Source organism: Sorangiineae bacterium MSr11954, assembly GCA_037157815.1.
In the GTDB taxonomy this organism is placed as follows: Bacteria; Myxococcota_A; Polyangia; order Polyangiales; family Polyangiaceae; genus Pendulispora; species Pendulispora albinea.
Window position 1 is genome coordinate 3,128,961 of the sequence record CP089984.1, and the last position, 25,410, is coordinate 3,154,370.

The 25,410-nt window shown below is 66.9% G+C and carries 20 protein-coding genes; 11 read left to right on the forward strand and 9 right to left on the reverse strand.

What is annotated here, in order from left to right; translation table 11 throughout:
• Positions 1-114 precede the first annotated feature (114 nt).
• Positions 115-744: a cysteine hydrolase gene (locus LZC94_12165; GenBank protein WXB18003.1), complete on the reverse strand. Its 630-nt coding sequence runs from the start codon at positions 742-744 to the stop codon at positions 115-117.
• 75 nt (positions 745-819) lie between these two features.
• On the opposite strand from LZC94_12165, the gene LZC94_12170 reads away from it, so the two are divergent.
• Positions 820-1,806, forward strand: a complete 987-nt coding sequence (locus tag LZC94_12170; GenBank protein ID WXB18004.1) for a helix-turn-helix domain-containing protein — start codon at positions 820-822, stop codon at positions 1,804-1,806.
• Between the two features lie 50 nt (positions 1,807-1,856).
• Here LZC94_12170 and LZC94_12175 read toward each other — a convergent pair whose 3' ends face one another.
• Both LZC94_12175 and LZC94_12180 read right to left on the reverse strand, forming a co-directional pair.
• Complete coding sequence (locus tag LZC94_12175; GenBank protein ID WXB18005.1) at positions 1,857-3,431, reverse strand: hypothetical protein; 1,575 nt, start codon at positions 3,429-3,431, stop codon at positions 1,857-1,859.
• Positions 3,432-4,841: an amidohydrolase family protein gene (locus LZC94_12180; GenBank protein WXB18006.1), complete on the reverse strand. Its 1,410-nt coding sequence runs from the start codon at positions 4,839-4,841 to the stop codon at positions 3,432-3,434.
• 149 nt (positions 4,842-4,990) lie between these two features.
• On the opposite strand from LZC94_12180, the gene LZC94_12185 reads away from it, so the two are divergent.
• From LZC94_12185 to LZC94_12200, 4 genes are all read left to right on the forward strand, one after another.
• On the forward strand, positions 4,991-5,563 hold the full coding sequence (locus tag LZC94_12185; protein WXB18007.1) for a MarR family transcriptional regulator: 573 nt from the start codon (positions 4,991-4,993) through the stop codon (positions 5,561-5,563).
• 126 nt (positions 5,564-5,689) lie between these two features.
• A complete protein-coding gene (locus tag LZC94_12190; protein ID WXB18008.1) occupies positions 5,690-6,202 on the forward strand; it encodes an SRPBCC family protein in 513 nt (170 codons plus the stop codon).
• Complete coding sequence (locus LZC94_12195) at positions 6,183-6,617, forward strand: metalloregulator ArsR/SmtB family transcription factor (GenBank protein WXB18009.1); 435 nt, start codon at positions 6,183-6,185, stop codon at positions 6,615-6,617. The genes LZC94_12190 and LZC94_12195 overlap by 20 nt, the downstream gene beginning before the upstream one ends.
• A gap of 140 nt (positions 6,618-6,757) precedes the next feature.
• Positions 6,758-7,393, forward strand: coding sequence for a lytic polysaccharide monooxygenase (locus LZC94_12200; protein ID WXB18010.1), 636 nt, complete (start codon positions 6,758-6,760; stop codon positions 7,391-7,393).
• Positions 7,394-7,493: 100 nt separating this feature from the next.
• Here LZC94_12200 and LZC94_12205 read toward each other — a convergent pair whose 3' ends face one another.
• The gene (locus LZC94_12205) at positions 7,494-8,993 is read right to left on the reverse strand and encodes a glycosyl hydrolase family 28 protein (protein ID WXB18011.1); all 1,500 of its coding nucleotides are present in this window, start codon (positions 8,991-8,993) and stop codon (positions 7,494-7,496) included.
• A gap of 277 nt (positions 8,994-9,270) precedes the next feature.
• Here LZC94_12205 and LZC94_12210 point away from each other — a divergent pair, with 277 nt between their 5' ends.
• The 3 genes from LZC94_12210 to LZC94_12220 all read left to right on the forward strand — a co-directional run bounded on the left by LZC94_12210 (position 9,271) and on the right by LZC94_12220 (position 12,369).
• Positions 9,271-10,095 (forward strand): helix-turn-helix domain-containing protein, encoded by an 825-nt coding sequence (locus LZC94_12210; protein WXB18012.1) that lies wholly within the window; start codon positions 9,271-9,273, stop codon positions 10,093-10,095.
• A 63-nt stretch (positions 10,096-10,158) separates the two neighbouring features.
• Positions 10,159-10,959, forward strand: coding sequence for an SAM-dependent methyltransferase (locus LZC94_12215; protein WXB18013.1), 801 nt, complete (start codon positions 10,159-10,161; stop codon positions 10,957-10,959).
• A gap of 342 nt (positions 10,960-11,301) precedes the next feature.
• Positions 11,302-12,369: a hypothetical protein gene (locus LZC94_12220; protein WXB18014.1), complete on the forward strand. Its 1,068-nt coding sequence runs from the start codon at positions 11,302-11,304 to the stop codon at positions 12,367-12,369.
• A 39-nt stretch (positions 12,370-12,408) separates the two neighbouring features.
• On the opposite strand, the gene LZC94_12225 is transcribed toward LZC94_12220, so the two are convergent.
• The 4 genes from LZC94_12225 to LZC94_12240 are packed head-to-tail and all read right to left on the reverse strand — an operon-like array spanning position 12,409 to position 19,238.
• Positions 12,409-13,557: a VWA domain-containing protein gene (locus LZC94_12225; protein ID WXB18015.1), complete on the reverse strand. Its 1,149-nt coding sequence runs from the start codon at positions 13,555-13,557 to the stop codon at positions 12,409-12,411.
• Positions 13,554-15,824, reverse strand: a complete 2,271-nt coding sequence (locus LZC94_12230) for a DUF5682 family protein (GenBank protein WXB20181.1) — start codon at positions 15,822-15,824, stop codon at positions 13,554-13,556. The genes LZC94_12225 and LZC94_12230 overlap by 4 nt, the downstream gene beginning before the upstream one ends.
• Positions 15,825-15,831: 7 nt before the next feature.
• Positions 15,832-16,917, reverse strand: coding sequence for an AAA family ATPase (locus LZC94_12235; protein ID WXB18016.1), 1,086 nt, complete (start codon positions 16,915-16,917; stop codon positions 15,832-15,834).
• Positions 16,914-19,238, reverse strand: a complete 2,325-nt coding sequence (locus tag LZC94_12240; protein ID WXB18017.1) for a DUF5691 domain-containing protein — start codon at positions 19,236-19,238, stop codon at positions 16,914-16,916. Before LZC94_12240 ends, LZC94_12235 begins: the two co-directional genes overlap by 4 nt.
• A gap of 245 nt (positions 19,239-19,483) precedes the next feature.
• Between LZC94_12240 and LZC94_12245 the strand changes: the two genes are divergently transcribed.
• The 3 genes from LZC94_12245 to LZC94_12255 all read left to right on the forward strand — a co-directional run bounded on the left by LZC94_12245 (position 19,484) and on the right by LZC94_12255 (position 24,080).
• Entirely contained in the window at positions 19,484-22,579 is a 3,096-nt protein-coding gene (locus LZC94_12245; protein WXB18018.1) for a TonB-dependent receptor, read from the forward strand.
• Between the two features lie 232 nt (positions 22,580-22,811).
• On the forward strand, positions 22,812-23,324 hold the full coding sequence (locus tag LZC94_12250; GenBank protein WXB18019.1) for a hypothetical protein: 513 nt from the start codon (positions 22,812-22,814) through the stop codon (positions 23,322-23,324).
• Positions 23,325-23,645: 321 nt separating this feature from the next.
• Positions 23,646-24,080 (forward strand): YvaD family protein, encoded by a 435-nt coding sequence (locus tag LZC94_12255; protein WXB18020.1) that lies wholly within the window; start codon positions 23,646-23,648, stop codon positions 24,078-24,080.
• A gap of 9 nt (positions 24,081-24,089) precedes the next feature.
• On the opposite strand, the gene LZC94_12260 is transcribed toward LZC94_12255, so the two are convergent.
• Positions 24,090-25,292 (reverse strand): ABC transporter substrate-binding protein, encoded by a 1,203-nt coding sequence (locus tag LZC94_12260; GenBank protein ID WXB18021.1) that lies wholly within the window; start codon positions 25,290-25,292, stop codon positions 24,090-24,092.
• Between the last annotated feature and the right edge of the window lie 118 nt (positions 25,293-25,410).

Genomic DNA, 25,410 nt, shown 5'->3' on the forward strand with positions numbered 1-25,410 from the left:
CAGCGCGGGGTGTGGCCGCTCCGCCGTGATGAACGGCGGCCACGTCGAAGCCACGCGGCCGCCGTCCTTGCGCGCTCGCGGTTCGGGCCCGATGCTTACCTCCGCAGCCCCGGCCTACGCCGCCCCCCGCTTGTTGCGCGCCGTTTGATTCGACACGAGCAAGTTGCCCCGCTCCGGCGCGCGCCCGGTCTCGACGCTCTCGATCCACGCGCTGGTCTCGAGCACCGCCGCGAAGTTCGAATGCATCACCACGGTGAAGACGCGATGAATCTCCTCGGCGCTGGCCGCCCCCGCGCGATTCTCGTACGGCAGCGATCCGGTGGCGTCCGACAGCACCTCGACGGAATAGCCCGAGCCTGCGGCATCGAACGTCGTGGTGGCGTCGCAATTGTGCGTCATGTAGCCAACGATGGTCAGCGTATCGATCTTGTGCGCGGTCAGCCACTCCCCGAGGCCCGTGCCGGCGAAGGAGCTGGCGGACGTTTTTTCGAACAAAGCGGCGTAAGGTCGCTTGGCGATTTCGGCGTGAAGCTCCCAGCCCGGCGAGCCTTTGTCGAAGATCGGTGCTCCGGCCGGAGCCGTGTGCTGAATGATGATGACGGGGATATCGGCCGCACGGGCCGCGTCGATGGCGCGGGTGATGTTGGGGAGCGATATCTCCGTGGGCGGATATTCGATGGGCAGGTTGCCCGTGAAGTATTCGTTCTGGACGTCGATGACGAGGAGGGCGCGTCGAGGTTTCATGGTCCTCGAAGATGGCACCCGTGCGCCGATCCGGCTAGTGGCCCAAAAGCCAATCTTCGATAGAATCGGGCCACCATGTCGTCCTCCGTGAAGCCGTCGACCGCCTCGCCCTCCACCGTGGCCGTCGTGGCCTTCGATCGCATCAGCCCATTTCACCTATCTGTGCCGTGCATCGTCTTCGAGGAGGAGCAACCCGGCTTGCTCGCGGAGCGGTACCGGTTGCGCGTGTGCTCGGCCGAGCCTGGGCCGCTTCGGGTGAACGCGGGGTTCGAGCTTCGGATCGAACGGGGGCTTCCCACCTTGAGCCAGGCCGACATCGTGATTGTTCCCTCGTGGCGCGCCATCGAGGAGCGGCCGCCCGAGGCGCTCCTCCAGGCGCTACGACGCGCGCATCGCAGGGGGGCGATCATCGTTGGGCTGTGCCTCGGTGCGTTCGTGGTGGCCGAGGCGGGGCTGCTCGATGGGCGCAAGGCGACGACGCATTGGCACTGGGCGGCGGATTTTGCGCGGAGGTTTCCGGCGGTGGAGCTGCAGCCCGATGTGCTCTATGTCGATGAAGGGGATGTGCTGACGTCGGCTGGAAGTGCGGCCGGCATCGATTGTTGCCTGCACTTGATTCGAAAAGAGTGCGGTGCGGAAATTGCCAATCATGTCGCGCGGCGGCTCGTGGTTTCGCCGCATCGTCAGGGTGGGCAATCGCAGTACATCGAGCAGCCGTTGCCCGTCGTGCCCCACGGTCATCAATTGGGCGCGCTGCTCGACTGGGCCCGCGCCCACTTGGATCAGCCGCTGGACGTCGATGCGCTCGCGTCGCGCGTGGCCATGAGCCGGCGCACATTTACCCGCCACTTTCGGAAGGTCACGGGGACCAGCGTCACCCGTTGGTTGCTCGAGCAACGTCTTTTTCTGGCGCAGCGGCTGCTCGAGACCAGCGACGAGTCCATCGACGCGATCGCCGCCGCCGCGGGGTTCGGCGGGGCGGCTTCTCTGCGGCAGCACTTCGGTGCGGCTTATGCGACCAGCCCTTCCGCGTGGCGCCGCGGGTTTCGCGGGCCTCGCTAGGGGGGCCCTCATGGACTCGGCGCGGCCCGCGTCGAAATGGCGGAAATGACCTACCACGTATCGACGAATCGGCGTTTCTCCCCCCGCACCGCCTTGGGCACGGACCGCAATCCGCGCAAAAGCCACGCGCGCGTCTCCGCCGGATCGATCACCGCATCGATTTCGAGCAGGGACGCCATGTTGATCGCCTTTCCGCGCTCGTACGCCTCGGCCACCGTGGCTTGGAACGCCTTTTCGCGCGCCTCGGTGTCGGCGATGGCTTCGAGCTCTCGCCGCATGGACAAACGAACGGCGCCCTCGAGGTTCATCGCCCCGAACTCGCCGGTCGGCCATGCCGCGGTGAAGAATGGCGCGTGAAAATGCCCGCCCGCCATGGCCTGGGCTCCGAGGCCGTAGCCTTTGCGCAGTACGACCGTGAAGTACGGAATGGACAGGCTCCCCGCCACCACGAACATGCGTGAAACGTGACGGACGAGCGCCGTGGTTTCGGCCTGCGGCCCGACCATGAACCCGGGGGTATCGCACAAGGATACGATGGGCAGCCCAAACGCATCGCACAGCTGAAAGAAGCGCGCCGCTTTGTCCGAGGCGTCGGCGTCGAGCGCGCCGCCGAGGAAGAACGGATCGTTGGCGACGAGGCCCACGGGCTCGCCCTCGAGGCGGATCAACGCCGTCACCAAGCTTCGCCCGAAATCGCGCCGCAGCTCGAGCACCGAGCCCGCGTCGGCGATCGTCTCCACGATTGGCCGAACCTTGTAAGCCCGGCGCCTTCGCTCGGGGAGCGCCGCGCGAAGCGTGGTTTGGTCCGCGCTGCTCCAAGGGTCGATCCGACCTTGGAAATAGCCCAGGTACTTCTTGGCGACGGCGACGGCCTCCGCCTCGTCGCGCACGCGTATGTCGACGACGCCGTTCTTGCTTTGGACGTCGATGGGGCCGACTTCGTCGGGCGTGAAGGAGCCGAGGCCGCCGCCCTCGATCATCGCAGGGCCACCCATGCCGACGGTGCTGTTCTCGGTGGCGATGATCACGTCGGAGCAGCCGAGCAGCGCGGCGTTCCCAGCAAAGCAGCGGCCGGAGACGATGCCCACGCGCGGGGCCACGCCGGAGAGCGATGCGTAGGCGAGAAAGCTCGGGGTGTCGAGCCCCGCGACCAGGGGCATGTCGGTGTCGTTGGGGCGGCCGCCGCCCCCCTCGGCGAAGAGGACGATGGGCAGGCGCCAGCTGGCGGCCAAGGACAGCATGCGATCGAGCTTCTTGTGGCCCATGCCGCCTTGGGTTCCCGCGAACACCGTGTAGTCGTAGGCCAGCACCATGGTGCGGGCGCGCTCCTCGCCCACGAGCGCGCGGTTGACGGTGCCCACGCCGCAGACGATGCCGTCGGCGGGGCTCTTGTGCACCAGCTCCTCGACCGTGTGCCGCCGCCGTTGGGCCGCCAACGCAAGGGCGCCGTACTCCACGAAGCTCCCTTCGTCGACGAGATCGGCGACGTTTTCGCGCGCGGTGCGCTGGCCCGTTTTGCGCCGCTTGGCGACGGCGTCGGGACGGGCCGCATCGGTCGTGGCATGAAGGCGGCTCCGAAGCTCGGCGAGCTCGGGACGGACAGCGTCATCGTCGGAGGTGCTCATTCATCCGTTGTACCCGTTCTCCATCCGACCTACCCGCCAACCAGCTGTCCCGCGTACCGCACGCCCTACCGCTCGCGAGCGCCTCGCGTCGCCCTCTTCACCCAGCAAAAACGCCTGCGAAGCGGCCAACCGCCTGCGCGCGCCGTCGAGATCCGCGAGCAACCGGCCGCCGCGTTTTCGAACGCGACCCTTTACGAGCACCGTATCGACATTACCCGGGTGCGCCGCGGTGACCACGGCATTGGCCGGTGTGCTGACCGGAAAGAGGTTCGAATCGGTCGCACGCACGAGCACGATGTCCGCGTCCTTGCCCACCGCGAGCGATCCGGTGCGCCGATTCAAGCCGGTGGCGCGCGCGCCCTCGATGGTCGCCCACCCGAGAACGTCGCGCGCCGTCACCGTGGGGACCGACACCCCGCCCGCCGGGAGCGCACGATAGGCGGCATACGCCATCCGCATTTGCGTGAACATATCGGACGAGGCGCTCGTTTCGGCGTCGACGCTCAAGCTCGGCGTGATGCCCGCGGCCAGCATGCGCCCGACGATGGGCGTGCCCAGGCCCTCCATCACCAGCTCGATCTGCGGCGACACGGACACGGTCACCCCGCGATCCGCCAGAAGGCGAAGCGCTTCGTCCGTAGCCGCCGCCGCGTGAACCAACGTCAGGTCCGAACCCAACAAGCCCGCCGCGTGCATCCACTCGATGCTGCGGTTGTCGGAGCTGGGATCGCCCGCCGCCACGTGCGTCGTGATCCGCAGGCCGAGCTCGCGCGCCGTGGTGAAGTCGGCCGCGGCGACGTCGCGCGCCGAGAAGTCGGGGCCGTCTGCGGCCATCGCCAAGGTCACGAGCGCATCGTCACTGGACAGGCGCTCGCGGCGGATGCGGCGAAGATCCGCCGGGTGGGGCTGCGTCTGCGGATCGATCCCCGGCCCCGGTTTGGTGCGGGGTCGCCCATGGCCAAAGACGGCGCGCAGACCGGCCTCGGTGAGCGCATCGATGGCGGCGTCGGCGTGGGCCGGGGAGTTTTGCACGTGCGACCAATCGAGCAAGGTGGTGATGCCGCTGTCGAGGGCGGCCAGGGCGGCGAACGACGTGCTCGCGTACACGTCCTCGGGGCGGATGCGCGGCCCCACGTCGAGAAAGAGCGCGTTGAAATATTCGCCCAAGGACCAGCAGGCGCCGCGGTGCCGGAGCGCCGTTTGCCAGGTGTGGCGGTGGGTATCGATCAGCCCAGGGAGCACCAGCATGCTCGATGCGTCGATCACCTCGGTGTCCGGTGCGACGGCGACGCCGTGCCCGATGTGCGCGATCGAGCCATTTTCGATGAGGAGATCGGCGTGGGGCACGTCGGGTGCACCCGCGTCGACGCCGACGATCGTGCCGCCGCGGAGGAGAAGTCTTTCGGTCATGTCGAGCTCCGTTCGTTCGAGGACGCTTCGCGAGAAAGATTCTCGAAAAGATTTGTAAAAAGCTTTTCAAAAATCTTTCTAGAAAGCTTTCTGGTGATCTAGTGGCCGGGCGCACGTCCGTCAAGCGCGCGCCTGCTATGCTGCGCGTCATGAAGGAAGAGCGCGCGACGGTCCCCGACGTCGTGGACGAGGTCATGGCCGATTGGCGAGCGGAGATCCCCGAGGCCGCCGAGCTCCCCGGCGAGCTCGCCAAGAGGGTGCAGCGGCTGGCGAGCATCTTGAACGAGGCCACCGATCGCGCGCTCGCCCCGTTGGGCCTCCAAAAGGCGGAGTTTGGCGTGCTTTCGACCTTGCGGCGCGTGGGGCCTCCGTACCGCCTCAAGCCCAATGAGCTCACGCGCGCGCTCTTCATCTCGTCCGGCGGCACCAGCAATGTGCTGCGCCGGCTGGAGAGCGCGGGCTTCATCGAGCGCGGCGACGATCCCACCGATCAGCGCAGCTCGTGGGTCCGCCTCACCCGCGAAGGCGTGCGCATGGCCGAGCAGGCCGTGCAAGCGTGGGCCGCCGCGCAGACCAGCGCGCTCGCCCCCGTCCCCGAACGCGCCGCGCGCGAGGCCGCCAACCGCCTTCGCGAGGTGCTCGTCGCCCTCGGCGATGCGCGTCCGCAAAACCGCGCCCCAAGCCGCACCCGACGCCGGCCCGATACGCGCAAGGTCGGTTGAGGCGCATCTCCCGCCAAGCCAGCCCATGCACAGCGATCCGATGTGCAATCATTTGGTTGCATGTCCCGATGGCCATGGTAAGCAACCAAAAGGTTGCATATCGCACCGCTTGCAAAGGAAGACGGCATGAGCACGACGGATCGCATCGAGAAGAGAATCGTTCTACGCGCACCGCGGTCGCGCGTTTGGCGGGCGCTCACCAACGCCGAGGAGTTTTCGGCTTGGTTCGAGGTGAGCCTCGAACACCAAGGCACGTTCCGAGCGGGCGACGCCGTGCAGTGCCGATGGTCCGGCCATGATCCGGGGTGTGAAGGGTCGACGTCGCCCGAGGGCGCGCAGGAGCGCGGGCAGCTTTATACCTACATGACCATTGATCGGGTCGAGCCGGAGCGGGTGTTCGCGTATCGTTGGGTCCCTGGTGATCACCAACCCGGCACCGATTTTTCGAAGGAGCCAACGACCCGGGTGGAGTTTCATCTGGACGAATCGCCGGAGGGAACGCTCCTTCGCGTGGTCGAAACGGGGTTCGACGCCCTTGCACCGGAGCGCCGCGCTCGGGCGCATGCGTTGAACGACAATGGCTGGACACACCAAATGAAGAACATCGCGCGCTACCTCCATGAACGAGCAAAGAGCTGATTCGCGCGGCGCACACGGCGCCCACCACCCCCACGATGCGCACAACGCGCACAACGCGACAGACCTCCGCCTCACGAGCTCGGTGGCGGTCTTTGCCGCCTTGGGCGATCCGCTGCGCATGCGCATCGTGGGGCGCCTGTGCTCCGATGGTCCGCTGTCCATCACCCACCTGACGTCCGGCTCCGGGGTGACGCGTCAAGCCGTGACCAAGCACCTCCAGGTGTTGGCCGATTCCGGCCTCGTTCGAAGTCTCCGCGATGGGCGCGAGCGCATCTGGGAGCTCGAGCCCCAGAAGCTCGAGCAAGCGCAAAAGGATCTGGAGCGTATCTCGAAGCGTTGGGACGAGGCGCTCGGTCGCCTCAAGGCCTTCGTGGAGACGGTTTCGCGGGACACGGGGCAGGGAACGCGCAGGTGATCGTTTGTCGGGAATCCAGGCATGGGGCGATCATGGATCATCCAATCACCATGATCGCATCGTGCACCTGGCGATGGATTTGGGCCTAAATGGCATTGGTACCGGCATTGCTCGTGGGCGCCCCAATCGGAGGGAATCCCATGAAGAACACTACGGCTACCTTTCTCAAGTTCGTCCTTCTCGCGGGAGCACCGGTCTTATTGTCGTCGGTGTCCGTCGCAACGGATGTACATGCACATGGTGCGTTCGAGTTCCCGCTCAGCCGGACATATGGATGCCGGCTGGAAAACCCCGAGAGCCCCAAGTCGGAAGCGTGCAAGGCGGCCGTCGCCTTGGCCGGCACCCAGGCTCTCTACGATTGGAATGAGGTCAACATTGGTAATGCGGCCGGACGTCATCGCCAGATCATCCCCGATGGCAAATTGTGCAGTGCCGGGCGCGACAAGTACAAAGGCTTCGACCAAGCGCGCGCGGATTGGCCGGCCACGAAATTGACGTCCGGTGCATCGACCACCCTCCGCTACAAGGCCACCGCCGCCCACCGCGGCGGCTTCGAGCTCTACGTCACGCGCAACGGCTACAGCCCCACGCAGCCGCTGAAGTGGTCCGACTTGGAGAAGTTCCACACCGTCAGCAATCCGCCGATCGTCAGCGGCTCGTACCAAATGCCCGTCACTCTCCCCGCCGGCAAGAGCGGGCGCCATTTGATTTACGCCGTCTGGCAACGCACGGACAGCGAGGAGGCCTTCTACAGCTGCGCGGACGTCGACTTCTGATTCCTCGTGAAGGTAGCTCCGGCGCCACGGTCCCCGTGCCCACCTCAGGGCACGGGGAGTAGGAGCCTGACGGCATCGATCCCGGCGCGGGGGGGCGCGGCTAGGGGCAACTCTGCGACGAGCTGGACGCGTCGATGCGCAGCGCGCCGCCTTTGGTGTTGGTCGCGTTCTGGACGCAGTAACCGGTCACCGATTGAAAGCCGATGTCGAACGGGCTGTTCGAGCCGCGCTCGTCGATGAACTTGTCGAACCGGAGGAAGCTGCCGTTGCTCGCCAGGATGCCCGGGCGGCCGTCGTTGTTCTTGAAGTGCACCTCGCTATTCAGCCACGTGATGTGATGTGCATTGTGCACGTACCAGCCATACGACGGGCGGGTGCCGATGCTCTTGGGATTGTACTCCTTGGGGTCGTTGCTCGGCAGCCCGGTGCCCATGGTGCCGCTCCCTCCGGGGACCTCCAGGTTCACGTTGTTGAAGGTCACGTTGCTGATTTGGTGACTGTCGGCCTCGCCCCAGAGGGTTGGACTAAAGGCGCCATCGCCCGTGTAGCTGGCCTTGATGTTGTCGTACGTGATGTCGCTGATCTGGCCCACGCCCGGGTTGTTTCCGCAGCGCTTTCGTGTGCCGACTTTCTGCATGATGTGTGACTTCGTGCCGGTCATCGTGATGTCCCGGTAGTGAACATCGGAGATGATGGCGCCATCCATGGAGACCAGGCCGAGGCCGGATTTGCCCGCGCCTTGGATGGTGATGCGCTCGAATTTGTAATCGGTGAAGTCGCCGCACGTCTCGGAGCCGAACATCAAGGCGTTGCAACACCCGGCGGTGAGGGTGGAGTCGGTGACCGTGACATGGCCGTTGGGGAGCTTGGCGCCGAGGGCGTAGTCGCTCTTGAAGGCCAGCGCATCGTCGTTGGAGGCGATGTTGGCGCGGGTGATGGTGACGTTCTGGGCGCTGATGATGTTCCAGCCGTCGCGATCACTGGCCGTGTCGATTCGGAGCTGATCGGAGCGGATGTCGTTGCAGTTGTTGGTGAGGATCGCAAAGTGGCCGCCGCGCCGGAAGCGCACGCCGTTCAAGGTGAGGCCGTCGCAGCGGGTGAGCGAGAGGATCTTGTCGGCCTCGCCCCGTTTGGGGTTGCCGGTGATGAGGTGGCCCCCGCCATCGATGGTGCCGGCGCCGACGATGGCGATGTTCGTCAGGCGGTCGCCGTAGAACATGGCATTGTGAAAGTGGCTGTGGCCGTAGTCCTGATATTTGTCGTAGGGGTTGTCCTCCGGCGGATCGTAGGTGTCCGCGTTCGAGCCGACGATGGTGGCCTCGGCGTCGATTTGGAGGGTGACCTGGCTCTTCAAGTGGACCGTGTTGCCGGACTTGTAGGTCCCCGCCGGGAACAGCACGATGCCGCCCCCCGCCTTGTTCGCCGCCGCAATGGCCTTGTCGATGGCCGCCGAGTCATTGGCGGACCCATTGCCAGCCGCGCCGTAATCTTTGACGTTGAAGGTTGCCGCCGGTGCAGACGCACTGACGCTCGGCACCGCATCGATGGCCGCCAAGGTGATGGCGGCGAGGACCGACTTCGTGAGCCATTGTCCGCTCATTGCAGACCTCCTCCCAACTGGGTGTACGTGGGAACCATGTTGTCGTTGCAACATGGTCAGGTTGCCAAGTGGCCTTACCAATTCGAGCATGGAATTGGTCGGATCTCTTGTCAAGAAACATCTTCGATACGGCTCGGGTGCTCCGCGCCGTGGGCGTCGAAATAAACATTCGATCCATCCCATCATGATTTCGCGATGCACGACGCTTCGCGCGCGCGGACGGTGCGCGGTCACGCCGCGGGTGCCCCTTGGCCGAAGCGGCCCTACGATCGCGCGCATGAGGATGGACGCGCGCATTCACCGACCGAAGGGCCCGCTCGCAGGCTTCGTCGACTGCATCTGGAGCTGGCAGAATGACGGCGGGGGACAGCCCAAGGAGCGCGTCATCCCCTCGGGCGCGCTCGCCATCGCCATCCACCTCGGCGAGGATCGCGTGCGCATCTCCGAGCGGGGCGACGCAGCGCGGTTCGTGTCCCATGGTGGGAGCGCGATCACCGGGGCGCACTCCCGTTATTTCGTCATCCAGACGCCGCCGCGTCCATCGGTCATGGGCGTCCTCTTCAAGCCGGGCGGCGCGTTCCCCTTCCTTGGGGTGGAGGCCGGCGATCTGGAGGACGCGCACGTCGATCTCGAGGCGCTCTGGGGGCCTCGCGCGCGGCGGTTGCGCGAGCGGCTGCTCGAAACGAGCGATCTCGCGGCGCGCGTTCGCCTGATCGAGGCGGCCTTGCTCGAGGGCGCCGTTCGTTCGCTCGAGCGAACACCCGCCGTGGCGCTCGCCCTCGAGGCCATGGAGCAGCCGGATTTCACCCGGGTGGCCGATCTTCGCGCGCGAACGGGGCTATCGGCCAAACGCCTCATCGCTCTCTTCCGCGATGAGGTCGGGATCGGACCCAAGACGTATTGGCGCATTCGACGGTTCCAGGCGGCGCTCCGCTCGCTCGAGCGCGCGCGGACACCCCGCGGCGCCGAAGTGGCAGCCCAGTTGGGGTATTTCGATCAGGCGCACATGATCCGCGATTTTCAGGCGTTCGCGGGGCTCAGCCCTCAGGGGTACCTGCGGGCTGGGGTGGACCGTCCGAACCACGTTCCGCACGACGGGTAAAAATATCCAATACGCGGGAGGCGCCGGGCCTCATGCTTCGGGGCAAAGGAGAACGCTCGGATCATGAACCCCGTTGCCATCACTGGACTGATCGTCGCCGCCATCCGCGCCGAGGAATCGAAACGCTCGGACCGTCTCTTCGAGGATCCCTTCGCCACCGTGCTCGCGGGCGAAGACGGCCGCCGCGCCCTCGCCAAATATCGGGAGGCGGCGGGGCTGTCCGTCCCCATCATCGAGGTTCGAACCCGCTACTTCGACGAGGGCCTCACGCGGGTCGTGAACGCGGGCATCCGCCAAGTCGTGATCCTCGCCGCGGGCATGGATGCGCGCGCGCATCGCCTGGTGTGGCCGTCCGGCACGCGCGTGTTCGAGCTCGATCAACCCGAGGTCCTCGCGCACAAAGCGGAGGTGCTGGCCTCCGTGAAGCCGAGCTGCGATCGCGTCGTCATCCCCGTGAACCTGGAGCACGATTGGACCGAGCCGCTGCGCGCGAGCTCCTTCGATCCAGCCCGGCCGACTGCGTGGCTGGTCGAGGGGCTCCTTCAATACCTCGAAGAGCCGTCGGTGCGAACGCTCTTCGCGCGGATCGAGGCGCTCTCGGGCTCGGGCTCGGTCGTCTTTTACGATGCCGTGGGGCGCGCGCTGCTCCATGCGCCGCAGGTCGCGAGCACCTTGGCGGTGATGAAGGAGCTCGGCGCCCCGTGGGTGTTCGCCACCGACGATCCCGGATCGCTCCTCTCGAAGGGCTGGGCCGTCACCCTTGACGATCCCGCCGAGTTGGGCCGGCAGTGGACGCGTTGGCCTCTTCCCGCCGTGCCGGGAATGCCGCCGCTCGGGCATTTGATCGAAGCGCGAAAGGCGTAAAAAAAACGCCCGTCAAGTGGCCATTTTATGGCGCTGGATGTGGTGAAGACGCCTATCGAAAACATCGTCCGAAGGCTGCCAAAGTTGCGTTTTGGGAGTGCGTATAAATCAAATAAAGGAGGGGAGGTTTCAATCGTCAGTACGTAGAATGAACGAACCCTGCGGACGTTCGCTGCGGGCGATGACGGCTCTACCTGCCGGCTCGGCTCGATGCGGACGTCTGCCTTTGCGAGGAGCTCGTTCATGCTTCCATTTTCGAACCTTCGTCGCTTTTTGTTTCTTTCACTCGCACCGTGCGCGCTCGCCGCTTGCGGCCTTTCGAGCGACGAGGATGCCCCCTCCGTGGAGCCCAGCGAAAATCGCGAGCTGGAAACGCGGGTCACCCCCGGCGGATCGGATTTGCCCGGCCGTCTCAAGGTCGTCGCCCCGGGTGTGCCATCGGGCGAAACGCGTATTGCGGTGCTCAGCACGTCGCCTTATCTCGCCGGCGCCCTCGGCGAGGAAATGGGGCCGCACCGCGTGGGGGCGGCCAACTATCGCCTGACGTCGGGCGGTTTCTATACGGATGGAACGGCGCAGATTGCGGCCAATCAGCTGACGACGGTGCAGGTCGGGCTCTTCGCGGTCGACCTCAAGAATGCGCCGCCAACGTTGGGTTTGCGAAATTACGCGTCTGCGGCCGCGCCCAATCCCAGGATCTATCGATCGGCGGGCGATTCCCAAGCCATCGCGACCACCTCGGACGGTACTTACTATTGGGGTGTCGTTCCAGGTTCCTACTATCTGGAGTATGGCATGATCGACGGCGTGCCGATCGACGTCGCGGCAAGTGAAACCAAGCGTTTCAAAGGCTGGGAATACGCGGGCCGTCGCGTGGCCAAAATCATCGCGCCGGTGCGCGAGCTGCCGACGGCGTCCTGCGCCCAGGGGGGAGGAAGCCTGGCCGTCCCGAAATACTCCCTGACCGCATACCACCCGAGCTTGGGATCCCGCTATGACTACCTCTCGCTCGCCGACGGCGAAACGGTCGAGGTGGGGGCTGCCGCGAAGCATGCGAGCCAGGGGTACACCTTGACCATCACGGGCGTCTCCGGCTCGTTCTCCTTGCCGCTCGGCGCGACGGGGGCGGGGCCGCAGGCATTTCCCATCGGCCGCCTCGATGTGGACGATGTGCGGGTTACGCAGGCCGATGGCTCCGTCAAAATCGTGCGCGGCACGTATGCGGCGTACCTCAAGACGGGCGTCGATTCGAGCGGGAACGAGGTCTTCGCGTACTCCAACTCGCTCAACTGCACGCCGGACACCAACACGGGCGTGGACCTCATTCGCGGGCGATACAAAGTGGTCGTGGCGTATCCGACCGTGGAGCAGGGGACCAAATACAGCAACATCGTCGTGGACGTCGAATAACCGCGCGTCGCGCGGCGTTCGTCGCGGAATCCTTCCGATCTAACCGCTCGATCGCACGGTGACGATGTCGTGGCGCGCGGCCCACGCCGAAATGTCGCCCCGTGCGAGGGCGGTCGCCATGAGATCCGGAAAAAGATCGGGTGTGCAGGCGAAGGTGGGGATCCCCAGGCTCGCGAAGCGGGCCGCGTTGGCCGAATCGTGGCTTGGGGCTCCCTGATCGGAGAGGGCGAGCAAGCACACCATTTGCACCCCGCTTCGCACGAGCGCGGCGGCGCGGTCGACCATTTCGTCCGAGCTGCCGCCCTCGAACAAATCGGTAATCAGCACCACGATCGTCTCGAGCGGGCGCACGATGATGCGCTGGCAATAGGCGAGCGCTTGGCGGATGTCCGTCCCGCCGCCGAGCTGCGCGCCAAAGAGAAGATCGACGGGATCGTCCAGCCGCTGGGTCATATCGGCGATGGCGGTATCGAAGAGGAGCATGCGCGTGCTCACCGAGCGCAGGGACGCCAGGATGGCTCCAAAAATGCTGGAGTAGACGACGGAGCTGGCCATCGAGCCGCTTTGATCGACGCAAAGAACGATGTCGCGCAGGCCGGTGCGCTTGCGGCCGTGCCCCACCAGGCGCTCGGGAACCAGGACGCGCTCCGCGGGGAGGTACGTCTTGAGGTTGGCTCGGATGGTGCGGTCCCAGTCAATCTCGGAGGTGCGCGGGCGACGCACGCGGCTTCCGCGATGGAGGCTGCCGCGAACGGCTTGGAGCATGGGCTCGCGCAGCCTTCGTTCGAGCTCGGCCACCACGTTCGCCACCACCCGCCGGGCGGTGTCCCTCGTCTTTTGGGGGATGACTTGGCTCAACGAGAGCAGGGTGGCCACCAAGTGAACATCGGCGTCCACCGCCTCGAGGGTCTCGGGCTCGAGGAGCATCTGCGTGAGGTTCAAGCGGGAGAGCGCGTCGGCCTGCATCACGCGCACGATGGACGAGGGAAAATATTCGCGGATGTCGCCGAGCCAGCGGGCCACGTTGGGCGAGGAGCTTCCAAGGCCGCCCTTGCGATCGCTGTCGTAGAGCGCTTGCAGCACGTGGTCCATGCCCGCGTCGTCGCCGGCCAGCGGACCCAGATCCGGATCGGTCTCCGCGCCCAACACCAGGCGCCATCGGCGCAGTCGCTCGCGATCGTCGCTCATGGAAGGTCGACCCCCAGGATTTGCGAAAGCACCGGGTGCACCAGCGCGGCGCGCGCCGCATCGCGGTCCGTGTCGCAGGTGGCCTCGGCGCGCGGTGCGGGGTTTCGCAGCTGCCGCACCCGCTCGCCCATGCGGCGGCGCTCGATCGGACCAAAGGCGGAGAAGCCGCGGCGCACCAGCGGCAGCATCTCGACGAACACCTCGTCGCGCAGCCCGCCGAGCCACGCGTCGAGCGCGCCCCAGAGGCCATCATGTTGCAACAGGAGCAGCGCGCTGCCCCGCAAGAGCCCTTCGATCCAGGCGGCGGCTTGCGCGGGCACGGCCACCGGCGAGAGGGCCAGGCGCGCGAGCCGCTCGAGCTCGTTCCGATCGACGCTCCCTCGCTCGACCAAGATGCGGCACGCGCTCCCGCGCACCAGGCCGTGAATGGGCTCGCGCCCGAGCACATCGTGAAGGAGCTCCGTCCAGGCGCTGCCCAAATGGTGGAGCAGCGCGACGCTCTCGTCCATGTGCGCGATGGCGCCGCGCATGTCCACGGCGGCCGCATCGTCGAGGGAGGCGCACGCGGGGACGAGGCCGACCGCGATGCGCTCGAACAAGCCGTCGACGATGGTGACCAGGTGCTCCGAGCGTGTCTGCCTGACGCTGCCGTAGCGGGTGGCGCGCGCGAGCGGTGGAAAGGCGGTCATCAGGGCGAGCACGTCGGCCGAGAGCGCGGCGCGCTCCTGAACGCACGCCAATACGCGATCCGTCGCCTCGGGCAGATCGCTCAGGATCGTGGCATCGAGCGAGGCCGTGAGCCGCGGCAAGCTCGCGCCCTCGGCCTGCTCCGAGACCTTGGCGGTGGCCGCCGACTCCAACGTGTTGCCGTAGATGCTGGCCTCCACCAACGCGACGGTGAGCTCCGGCCGCCAGGCCAGCGACCAGTGCTCGTGAAAGGTCCCCGTCTTGCTGGCGCTCACCTGCTGCGGCGTGCCCCATGGAATGTCGAGCAGCACCAGCCGGTGGAGCAGGTGGCTTCGTTCGCGATCGTGCTCGCCGCGCAGATCGAGCTCGAGCGGCTTGGGCTCGGCGGCCGGCTTGAGCCGCAGGCGCCGCTGCGCCGCCGCCAGATCGCGCTGCAGCGGCACCGCGGGCGATTCCTCCGGCACCTCGCCGAGGTCTTCGCCCACCTCCAGCTTGGTGCGAATCAGCTCCATGGGCGCCGGTGCGCCCTGGCACAACACCGACAGCGCCGCGTCCGAGAGCTCGGCGAGCCCCGGGATCGGCAGCTCGCGCAACGCGGCGAGGGTCTCCGCGAGGCGCACCGCTTCGATCACGCTGGCCGGCGGCGCATCGAGATCCGCCTCGCGCAGCAGCCCTGCGATCTGCGCCATCCACGTGATCGACGCGCGCCCCGGGCGATCGCCCGATCGCCAGAGGTGCGCATACCAGCCGGGCGATGCGATACCAGCGCCATATCCGCTTCGGTACGCGAGGCGCGCCGACGTCCACGGCACCCAGGTGGCCTCCGTCTTCGTGCGCGGCAGCTTCTTGAGCAGCGCTTCGTCGCGTCGATCCCGCGCTGCGCGCTCATCGTGCTCGTCGCGCGCGGCCCGCCCTTCGCCATCGCCCCCGGCGGGGTCCTCCAACGCCGGCGCATGCCACGCCCCGCACACCACGGCGATGCGCGCGAACCCCTCTCGCTGCGCCGCCCGAATCGTCCGGCGCATGTGCGCCTCGCGCCGCGCCTCCCGGACCGCGTGCGCCGACTCGCCCGCGTGCGGCGGCAGCCCCGCGCGCAGGGCACGCATCGCCTCCAGGATCGCTTCGAAGACGCCGCGGGGATCGGCGCGCTGCTCGATTTGCTGCTCCCACCAGAGCTCCCGATCGCGGTATCCGGCGGCGGCCGCCAGCGCAGCCAGGGGATCGTGGACGGCCTCGTCCGGCGCGGAGGGCGTCTCCTGCGCGGTGTCCCCGAGCTGGTGCGCCAGCGGCAAATCCATGAAGCGCGCGGGGATGCCCCGCTCCAGCGCATAGGTGAGCGCCTGCCACTCGGGCGAGAAGATGGCGAAGGGGTAAAAGACCGCCTGGCTCGGCGCGTCGCTCGCATAGACCAAGAGCGCCACCGGCGGCTTCATGGCCGGGTGAACGAGGAGCGGCAGCACCGATTGCGCATCGGGCGGACCCTCGACCAGCACGATGTCGGGCCCGAGCTCGTCCAAGGCAAGGCGCACCGTGCGCGCGCTGCCCGGGCCGTGGTGCCGGATGCCGAAGACGTGCACCATCACGGCGCTACACGACGTCCATGCAGGCGCGGTAAAGCTCCTGCCAGCTCTCGCGCTCCTTGGCGACCGTCTTCAGGTACTCGAGCCACACCAGCCGATCCTGCACCGGATCGCGCACGATGGCGCCCGTGAGGCCCGCCGCCAGATCGCCGCCGCGCATCACGCCGTCGCCGTAGTAGCCGGCCATGGCCAAGCCTCCGTTGATGACCGAGATGGCCTCCGCCGTCGACAGCGTGCCGGAGGGCGATTTCAGCTTGGTCGCCCCATCGACGGTCATCCCATCGCGCAGCTCGCGGAAGATGGTCACCACCCGCCGGATCTCCTCGATGGCCGGCTTCTCCGCCGGCAGCTCCAGCGCGCGCCCCAGCTCTGCCACCCGCTTGGCCACGATCTCCACCTCTTGCTCGAGGGTCTCCGGGACGGGCAGGACCACCGTGTTGAAGCGCCGCGTGAGCGCGCTCGAGAGCTCGTTCACCCCCTTGTCGCGGTTGTTCGAGGTGGCGATCACGTTGAAGCCTTTTCGCGCTTGCACCTCGCTCGAGAGCTCGTGGATGGGGAGCGTCTTTTCAGACAGGATCGTGATGAGCGCGTCCTGCACGTCGCCCGGGATGCGCGTCAGCTCCTCGACCCGCGCGATCTTGCCGTCGCGCATCGCGTGCATCATGGGGCTCACCACCAGCGCGCGATCGGACGGCCCTTCGGCGAGCAGCCGCGCGTAGTTCCATCCGTAGCGCAGGGCGCTCTCGTCGGTGCCGGCGGTGCCTTGGATCAGCAGGGTCGAGTCGCCGCTGATGGCGGCCGCCAGGTGCTCGCTCACCCAGGACTTGGCCGTCCCGGGGACGCCATAGAGGAGGAGCGCGCGATCGGTGGCCAAGGTGGCGATGGCCACCTCGATGAGGCGCACGTTGCCGATGTACTTGGCGCTCACCTCGAAGCCGCTCGCCAGCTTGCCGCCGCAGAGGTAGATGCGCACGGCCCAGGGCGAGAGCCTCCAGTTCGGCGGCCGCGGTCGTTCGTCGGCTCGGGCGAGCTCCGCGAGCTCCTCGGCGAACTGCTGCTCGGCGTGATGACGAAGAACGGGCGATGGGCTCAAGGTGCGATCTCCTGAACGAGTTCGTGGCGGATGCGGATGACGTCCATGAATTCGACGAAGGCGCGATGGCTCGAGGGCGGAGGACCCTCGCCATCCAAGGTGGCACACGCCAGGCGCACGCTCGCGTGCGAGAGCGCCAGCGACGCATCGCGGAGCGACGCGACGATCGCGTACATGCGCGAGGAGCCGGTGCCGAGCTCGCGCCGGATGGCCTCGATGTAGCGCGCGCCGATGGCGTCGGGCCACGGGGTGCTCAAGGCGCAGAGCGCCATGGGCAAGGTGATGCGGCTCGGGATCGCCATCTCGCCGAAGAGCGGCTCCACGCAGGCGCACGCCTCGGCCTCCGGCAGGTGCTGCACGATCTGCACGAGCATGGCGTTGGCGACCGACAAACTGGCGACCTTCTCGTCGCACCGCTGCCAGAAGTCCCACAGCGCCCGCAGCCACTCGGTGCTGCCATGAAGGAGCGCGGCCCGCGTCCACCCTTCGCAGAGGGCCGCGGCCCAATCCGTTCGCTCGGCGGCCGCCACCAGCGCGGCGGCGCTCATGGTCCATCGCTCGGTCCAGTGCGACGGCGGGATCTCGGCCAAGGTGCGCGAGAGCCAAAACGCCCGCGCGCCGATCCCTTGCGGCCGCAGGCGCACCACCAGCGCCGTGAGCTCCCCCGCGTCGAGGGCCAGCACCTCGTCGAGCCGCGCCACGTCTTCGGGCGCGAGCGGCGCCGCCGCCCGCGGACGAAAGGCGGGCTTGGACGCAGGGCTGGTGAGCGCCCACTCCCACGCGGGGTTCATGCGCGCGAGCCAGATCCCGCGCTGCCCCATCACGCGCCGCGTGGCCGCCCGATGCGCCTCGCTGCGGGCGTTCAGCGCGCGCGGGAGGAGCGCGTGCGGGAGCCTTTGCCCTGCGCGGTCGAGGAGCACCAGCGCCTCCAGCAGGAGCTCCTTGTGCTGCCCACGCAAAATCGTCTCCAACAGGCGCGCCGCCTTGGCGGAGCACGCCGGGCGGCTCTCGGCCTCCGCCGGCGGAAAGGGATGGTGGCTCTCCAGCGCGCGGGCACCCGCCGTTTCGGCCACCGCGCGCGCGCCGGCCGCCAGCAACATGCGATGCTCGAGCGGCGCGTCGAGCGCGCCCACGATCCGCTCGGCCAGCGGATCGGCGTCCCCGGTGAGCTCCGTCTGCCGCGAGGTGCCGGCCACCGCCCAGCGGGTGAGCGCATCCATCGATCGGCGGCAGGGCGAGCCCGCGGCCAGCTGCGCACCCCCGCTGCGCGGAGAGTCGGACGCCGCCACCGGTACGCTCTCCGGCGCGTGGTATTCGCCCGCGGCGAGCACGGCCAGCGGCGTGAGCGACTGTCCGTCCCACTCGGCCGCGAGGTCGACGGGCGCGCCGCCCGACAAGGCAAAGAGCGTCCACACGTCGCCCATGCCCAGCGGCAACGCGGCCCCCGCGGTGTCGCGCACCAGAAACGCGCCCTCGTGGTGCACCGGGGTCACCGCGAGCAACCCCGCGAGCATCCGATCGAGCCACGGCTGACACCCCAGCGCCCGCGCATACGCCGTGCGAAAGGCCTCGATCCGATCGAAGCCCGGCAGCGCCGGGGGAGAGGGGCGGAGCGCCTCGCCGCGCGTGCGAACCAAGGCCCGCTGCGGACAAGCGCTCGGCCAATAAACCAGCTCGCCCTCGAAGACCGTCCCCGGAACCCAACTCTCGGCGAACGCCGCGCTCCCCGCCGCATATTGAAGGAGCAGCGCCGTCTTGCCCGAGCGCATCCCGGCGAGCCAGGTTCGCTGCACCCGCAACCGATCCTCCTCCGTGATCGATTGCCCCGCGACCATCCACGCATCGGCCGCCGCCTCGCCGCGCGCGAGCACCTCCTCCTGCGTGAGCGACCAGCCCACGAGCTGGCGCACGTCGGCCTGCAGCGGCTCGGGGAGCGCGTCGAGGCGGCGAAACGCGTGGGTGAGCATGGCCACGCGTCCCAGCTCGTGGAGCAACCGGACGGGCCAATCGGCGTCCTCTTGCCGCCGTGAATCGGGCGGCGTGCGCCGCGAATCCGGTGGCGCGCCGCGCTGGAGCTCGAGCGGGACATCCGCACCGCAGCGCGCCAAGCGCCGCACGCGCGCGGCCAATCCCGGCGCTTGCGCATCCACCAGCCGCGCCGCCTGCGTCTCCCAAAACGCAGCCGGTCGCTCCTCGAGGCCCGCGAGACCATGACGGATCACGTCTCCGAGCCAGCGATCGAGGGCCTCGATCCCCTCGAAGACCCTTTTGCGCCGTCGCTCCGCGCGCGGCGAACTTGGAGCTGGCGGCGTCGAAGCCACGCGACTCATCCCTTCGGGGGTTACCACAAGTAGGAGCTCACCAGAAAGAGTGGATATTCGTCGCCGGCCGATGAAAGTCAGGGGCGGTAAGCGGCCTCCTCCGGTATTGTGCGCCGTGTTCGAACCTCATCGCATAGGTCGGACAGGGAGGGGGAATCATGCGATTGCCATCGTTCCGGGGGATGTTCTCGGGTCTTTGCGGTGTTTCGACGTACACGCCGCATGGGGCATTGGGTTTGGCCGCTTTGGCCGTTTCCGTCGCATGGACGACGTCCGCCCGCGCCCAGCAAGGCGCGGCGGTCCTCACGGGCAAAGTTGTCGATGCGTCATCCAAAAAGCCGCTGGTCGATGTTGTTGTCACAGTCACATCGCCGGCACTCCAAGGGGAACAAATCGTCACCACGGACAAATCGGGTGCGTACCGGGTGCCATCGTTGGCGCCGGGCGTCTATACGCTGCGTTTGGACAAAGAAGGCTACAGGCCTCATCGAAAAGACGAAATCCAACTTCGCGCCGATACGACCATTCGCCTCGACGCCGATCTTTTGCCCGAGGGGCTCGCGGCCCAAGAAGTGGTCATCGTTGCCCACGCTCCCACCGTCGACGTGGGCTCCAGCACCACCGGCGGAAATATCGATAGTAGCTTTACATCGCGCATCCCGGTGACCAACCCGGGGGCCCGCGGCGGCGCCCAGCGCACCTTCGAATCGGTCGCCGAGGCGACACCTGGCGCATCCTCCGATCAATTCGGCACGGCCATCGCGGGCAGCACCTCGCCCGAGAACACCTATGTCATCGACGGACTGCGAACGAGCAACGCGCGCTACGGGACCAATGGCTCGCCGCTATCGATCGAGTTCATCAAAGAAGTCAATGTGCTCTCGGGCGGCTACATGCCCGAATACGGGCGCTCGACCGGCGGCATTTTCAATGTGGTCACCAAATCCGGCTCCAACGAGCTCCACGGCAACGTCTGGGCGAACTGGACCCCGGGCGCCCTGGAAGGCCCGCGCAAATACCCCTACTTTCAGGGCTACGCGGTCCAGACGCGGCGCTCGCTCGGCGATGTCTTCGACCTCGGCTTCGACCAGAGCGGCCCAATCGTCAAAGACAAGCTTTGGTACTACGTGGGCTTCGGCGTCTCGCGGGCCATCTACGATTTGGATCGAAGCATCCACCGCGACGTCCTCGATCCCAACGATGGCGCGGTCCTCGGCCGGGAGCCAATCCCCGGCTCGACCGAGTCCTTCGAGGCCACCCAGACCTCGTATCAATTCTTTGCCAAGGTGGATTATCGCATCAATCCGGACAACAAGCTGGCGTTGACCTTCGCCGCCACCCCGACCTTCGCGGGCGGGGGAGGCGATTACGCGGTCAACCCGCAATCCGGCCTGGTCGAAGGTGCCATTACCGAGTTGAACCTCGCAGGCGCCTATGGGGCATTGGCGCACACCTACCGCTCCGGCGCCTACGATACGGTCCTCAAGTGGACCTCGGAGCTCGACAACAAAGCCAAGATCATCGAGACCTCGGCGGGTTGGCATCACGAGCTCGGCGGAAAGCTCGGGGCCGATGGCTTCGACGTGGGGAGCGGGTTGGGGCTCTCGGCCGTCGCGCAAGTGCCCTTTCGCCGCACCGATCCATCGTTGCACAATTTGACCGACTTCGAGAATGTACCAGGCTGCCGTCCCATGGCCTTGCGCAATGGCAATATGGGCTCTCCCTGTCCCATGCTCACCTATACGGGCGGCGGACCCGGGCAGCTCGAGCAGCTCGTCCTCGATACCTATGCGGCCAAGAGCATCCTCACCGTCCTCGCGCAGGGCGCAGGGCATCATGTGATCAAAGTGGGCGCGGAGCTGGAGCTCTCCACCTCGTGGTACAGCCGCGGTTATTCGGGCACCGTGCAATGGCGCGAGGCCACCGACGGAGCGACCTTCTTTGCCGCCCACGGCTACGGTCAATTGACCCGGCCCGACGAGGCCTTGCTGCTCGATCGATTGGTGTCGCGCTCGCACTCGCTCAACGCCGGGGGCTTCATCCAGGACAGCTGGCAAATCGTCGACAGGATCACCTTGAACGCCGGCCTTCGCTACGACAACCAATTCATGTTCGGCACCGATGGCAAGCTCCTGATCACGATGCCCCATCAACTTTCACCGCGCATCGGCGTGATCTTCGATCCGACGCAAAACGGGCAATCGAAGCTCTTTTTCAACTATGCGCGCTTTTACCAGAGCGTCCCCCTCGATCTGATGGATCGCCAGACCGGCGAGGAGGAGCTGCGCCAGGCGGTTTCATCGTCCGCGTGCGATCCGCTGAACCCCAATCAGGCGTCTGGCGTCTGCCGCACCTCCGCGGCGCGCGTGAGGTACCCGGCCTCGGGCGGCTTTCAGGCCAACGGGCTCACCGATCGGCAATACCTGCCGTTCGGCGCCGGCAAAGCCATCATCGATCCGGATCTCGACCCCCAGTCGTCGAGCGAAATCGTGGCGGGCGGCGAATACCAGATCTCGAAGAACGCGCGGGCCGGCATCTCCTACACGCGCCGATGGATGAACCACGTCATCGAGGACATGAGCAAGGACGAAGGCGCCAGCTTCTTCATCGGCAATCCCGGCAAGGGCCTGGCGAGCAGCTTTCCGGAGGCCACGCGCAACTACGACGCGGGTACCGCGTACGTGATGAAGGCGTTCGCCGATCGCTGGCTCGCGCAGGTGAGCTACACGCTCTCGTGGCTGCGGGGCAACCAGGCGGGCCTGTACGATCCGGCCACCGGGCAGCTCGATCCGAACATGAACTCCACCTTCGACCTGAAGTCGCTCCTGCCGAACCAACAGGGCGATCTGCCGAACGATCATCGTCACGCCATCAAGGTCTTCGGCGCCAAGGATTTCGCGGTGACGCGGGAGTCGGAGCTGCAGCTCGGGGCCTCGGTCTCCGCGCGCTCCGGCGGGCCCACGAGCTACCTGGGCGCGCACAACCTGTACGGGCCCGACCGCATCTACATCCTGCCGCGCGGCAGCGGCGATCGCCTGCCGTGGAACGGCAGCGTGGGGACGCACGCGGGCTATGTGTGGCGCTTCCAGAGCGGCACGTCGTTCGGCCTCACCTTGGACATTTTCAATCTGCTCAACCTGCAAGGGCCATTGAGCTCGGACCCGACGTACACGACGTCGGACGTTCTCCCCATCGTGAACGGCTCGCGCGGGGATCTGGGGAACATCCAAACGCCCACCGGCGCCGCCTTCGATCCGAAGAGCCTGAATCCCAACTTCGGGAGCGCCAACTCTTACCAAGAGCCGCGGCAATTCCGCTTTGGCGTTCGCGGAGGCTTCTAGCGGTCCGCGGCAGGCGCCCGCTGCAGGGTATTGGTGCCTGAAGCGAGATCGGAGGTGCGCGTGCCTCGACACACGTGGTCGCGGAATGGCTTACATTGCAAGGGCCGATGCTGGGTGATACGCGAGATGGACCATGAACCATCGCCCATCTCGCGCCTCTGTCGCGTCTGTCGCGTCTGTCGCGTCTTTCGCGTCTTTCGCGTCTTTTGCGGCAGCGACCTTCGTCTCGTTGATGGCATCCATTGCGTGCGGCGCGTGCGGAGGGTCGAGCTCCTCGGGCAACGGCGGCGACGTTTCCCCCGATGGAGGGCCGGGCGCGCCGCCTTCGGGTGGTAAGATCAACGCGACGAGCACCAACGCCGAGCGCCAGGGGCTCTGCTCCCTCATCGAGTCGAAGAAGTGCGAGGCGTACCAAGGCAAGGCGGGCAACTGCCTTGCCGATCACGGTCGGGCGGCCGGGTGCTTCGTCAGGACGGTGCGCGACTGCGTTGCGCAGCTCGCGACATGTGAGTCGGAGAACTACGACGGCTGCATGACCGAGGGCATTCGTGCCTGCGATCCCAACACGCCCGATTACGTCCAGCGGTGCTTCGAAAAGAACGAGGCTTGTCATTCCACACAGCGGGTCAAGGACGCGTGCACCTTGCTGGCAGCCCTCGACGACGAGGGCCGCGCCATTGGCGCGGGGTGCGTTGCGGGTTCGTGCAGCGCGCTCGACAAGTGCCTGAACGAGCTCACGCCGTAACGAGGGGGCGTCCAAGGTTCGGGGCGACGGGCGCCCTGGGCGATCAGGGCCGCGCCATGGGAGCGGCGGTGTGGGGGCCTGCGACAAGCTCGATACGTGTCTGAACGAGCTCACGCCGTAACGAGGGGGCGTCCAAGGTTCGGGGCGACGGGGGCCCCGAGCCTTTGCCGCCGGATGAGCGCCGCGTCGTGACGCCGTTGTTTCCTTCGGGTGAAGGTCGCGCGGCTTCGCGCCTGTGGGGGCCGAGGCTCGGGGCACCCGGCGGGAGGGCTCACGTCGTTCCCTTGACGCCTGGCGCGCTCGGGCTAATGCCGTAGAGGAATGCTCCCCACGTTTCTACGGCGCGTGCGCCCGTTCTTTCTGCTCACCGATATTGGGTTTCTCCTCTACTGGGCCATCACGGCGCTGCACGTGCTGCCGGCGGCGTGGCTGTTCAAGGACTACGATCAGTCGCTGGCGGTCGCCTGGAATTGGTCGTTTCTTCCGCTCGATCTGCTGATCTCGGCGACCGGGCTCGGCAGCCTTGCCATCGGCCGAAAGCGTCCGGTGGTGGCCGTGCGCCTGGCCGTGTTTTCCCTGGTGCTGACGTCGTGCTCGGGCCTGCAAGCCGTTGCGTTCTGGGCGGCCCGATGCGACGTGGACGTGGGGTGGTGGATCCCGAATTTGTACTTGCTGCTCTACCCGCTGCCTTTCCTCGGGTCGTTCCTCCGCGCCGAGGCGCCCAAGGCCCCCGAAGCTTCCATGGCGGGCATCTGAGCGGGCGTATCAGGGATTGACGGTCGAGGCGAACTTCGATTTGTTCTTCTCGATCCCCAGCACGGCGGCAGGTTTGATGGGGTTGTGATCGGCGTCGAACGCAATGGCGCCGGTCACGCCGGTGAAGTCCTTCGTTTGCTCCAGCGCATCGCGGATGGCCGGCCCCGTGAGCTCCTTGGCCCGCTCCAGCGCGCTCACGGTGAGCCGCGCGGTGTCGTAGGCGAGGGTGGCCCACGCGTCGGGCACCGTGCCGTAGGCCGTTTTGTACTTGGCCACGAACTCCTGCACCACCGGCGCGGGGTTCTCCTCGCTGTAGTGACCCGAGTAATACGAGCCATCCAGCGCGCCCTTGGCGATCTCGAAGAGCTTGTCCGAAGGCCACCCGTCGCCGCCGAGGAGCGGCTGCTTCAAGCCGAGCTCCCGCGCTTGGCGGGCGATGAGCGCGACCTCCGTGTAATAACCTGGCACATAGATGGCGTCGGGGTTCTTGCCTTTGATGGCCGTGAGCTGCGCCTTGAAGTCCTGATCCCCGGACTTGTAGCTTTGCTCGGCCACGATGGCGCCGCCCAGGTTCTTGTACGTGCCGGTGAAGAACTGCGCGAGGCCCACGGAGTAGTCGCTCCCCACGTCGCGCAGGATGGCCACCTTGTCGATCTTCAGGTTCTCGCGCGTGAACTTCGCCATCACCGTGCCTTGAAACGGATCGATGAAGCACGTGCGAAAGACGTATTGCCGCGTTTTGTCGCCGTCCTTGGTGACCTTCGGGTTGGTCGACATATGGGTGATCATCGGGATGTGGTTCGACTCCGCGACCGGGGCCATGGCGAGCGATCGGGTCGAGGCCACCTCGCCAAAGATGACCGATACATGATCCTGGGTCGCGAGCCGAATGGCCGCCACCGCCGCTTCCTCCGGCTTGCCCTGATCGTCGAGCGTCTTCAGCTCGATCTTCTTTCCCTTGATGCCGCCCTTGGTGTTTTGCTCGTCGATGGCGAGCTTGAACCCGCGGTCGCTCGACTGGCCGAAGGTGGCTTCGTTTCCCGTGAGCGAGCCCACGTGCCCCAGCACGATGGTGCTCCCCGCCGACGAAAGCTTCGTCTCGGCGGCGGCCTGCGCGGCCGGTGCGGCTTCCTTGGTGACGTCTTTCTCTTTGCAACCTGCGGCAGCGGTCATCGCCAGAACGGCGACCAGCAGTCCACGTACGTGTTCCATGGCGTCCTGTATAATGACGATGTGTCTATTATACAAGACGCGTTGTGAAGCATCGCGTCGAAAGCCTCGGCGAAAGCGTTCGAGCACGGCCGCGCTTGCCGCCGCCGGCGCCATCGCC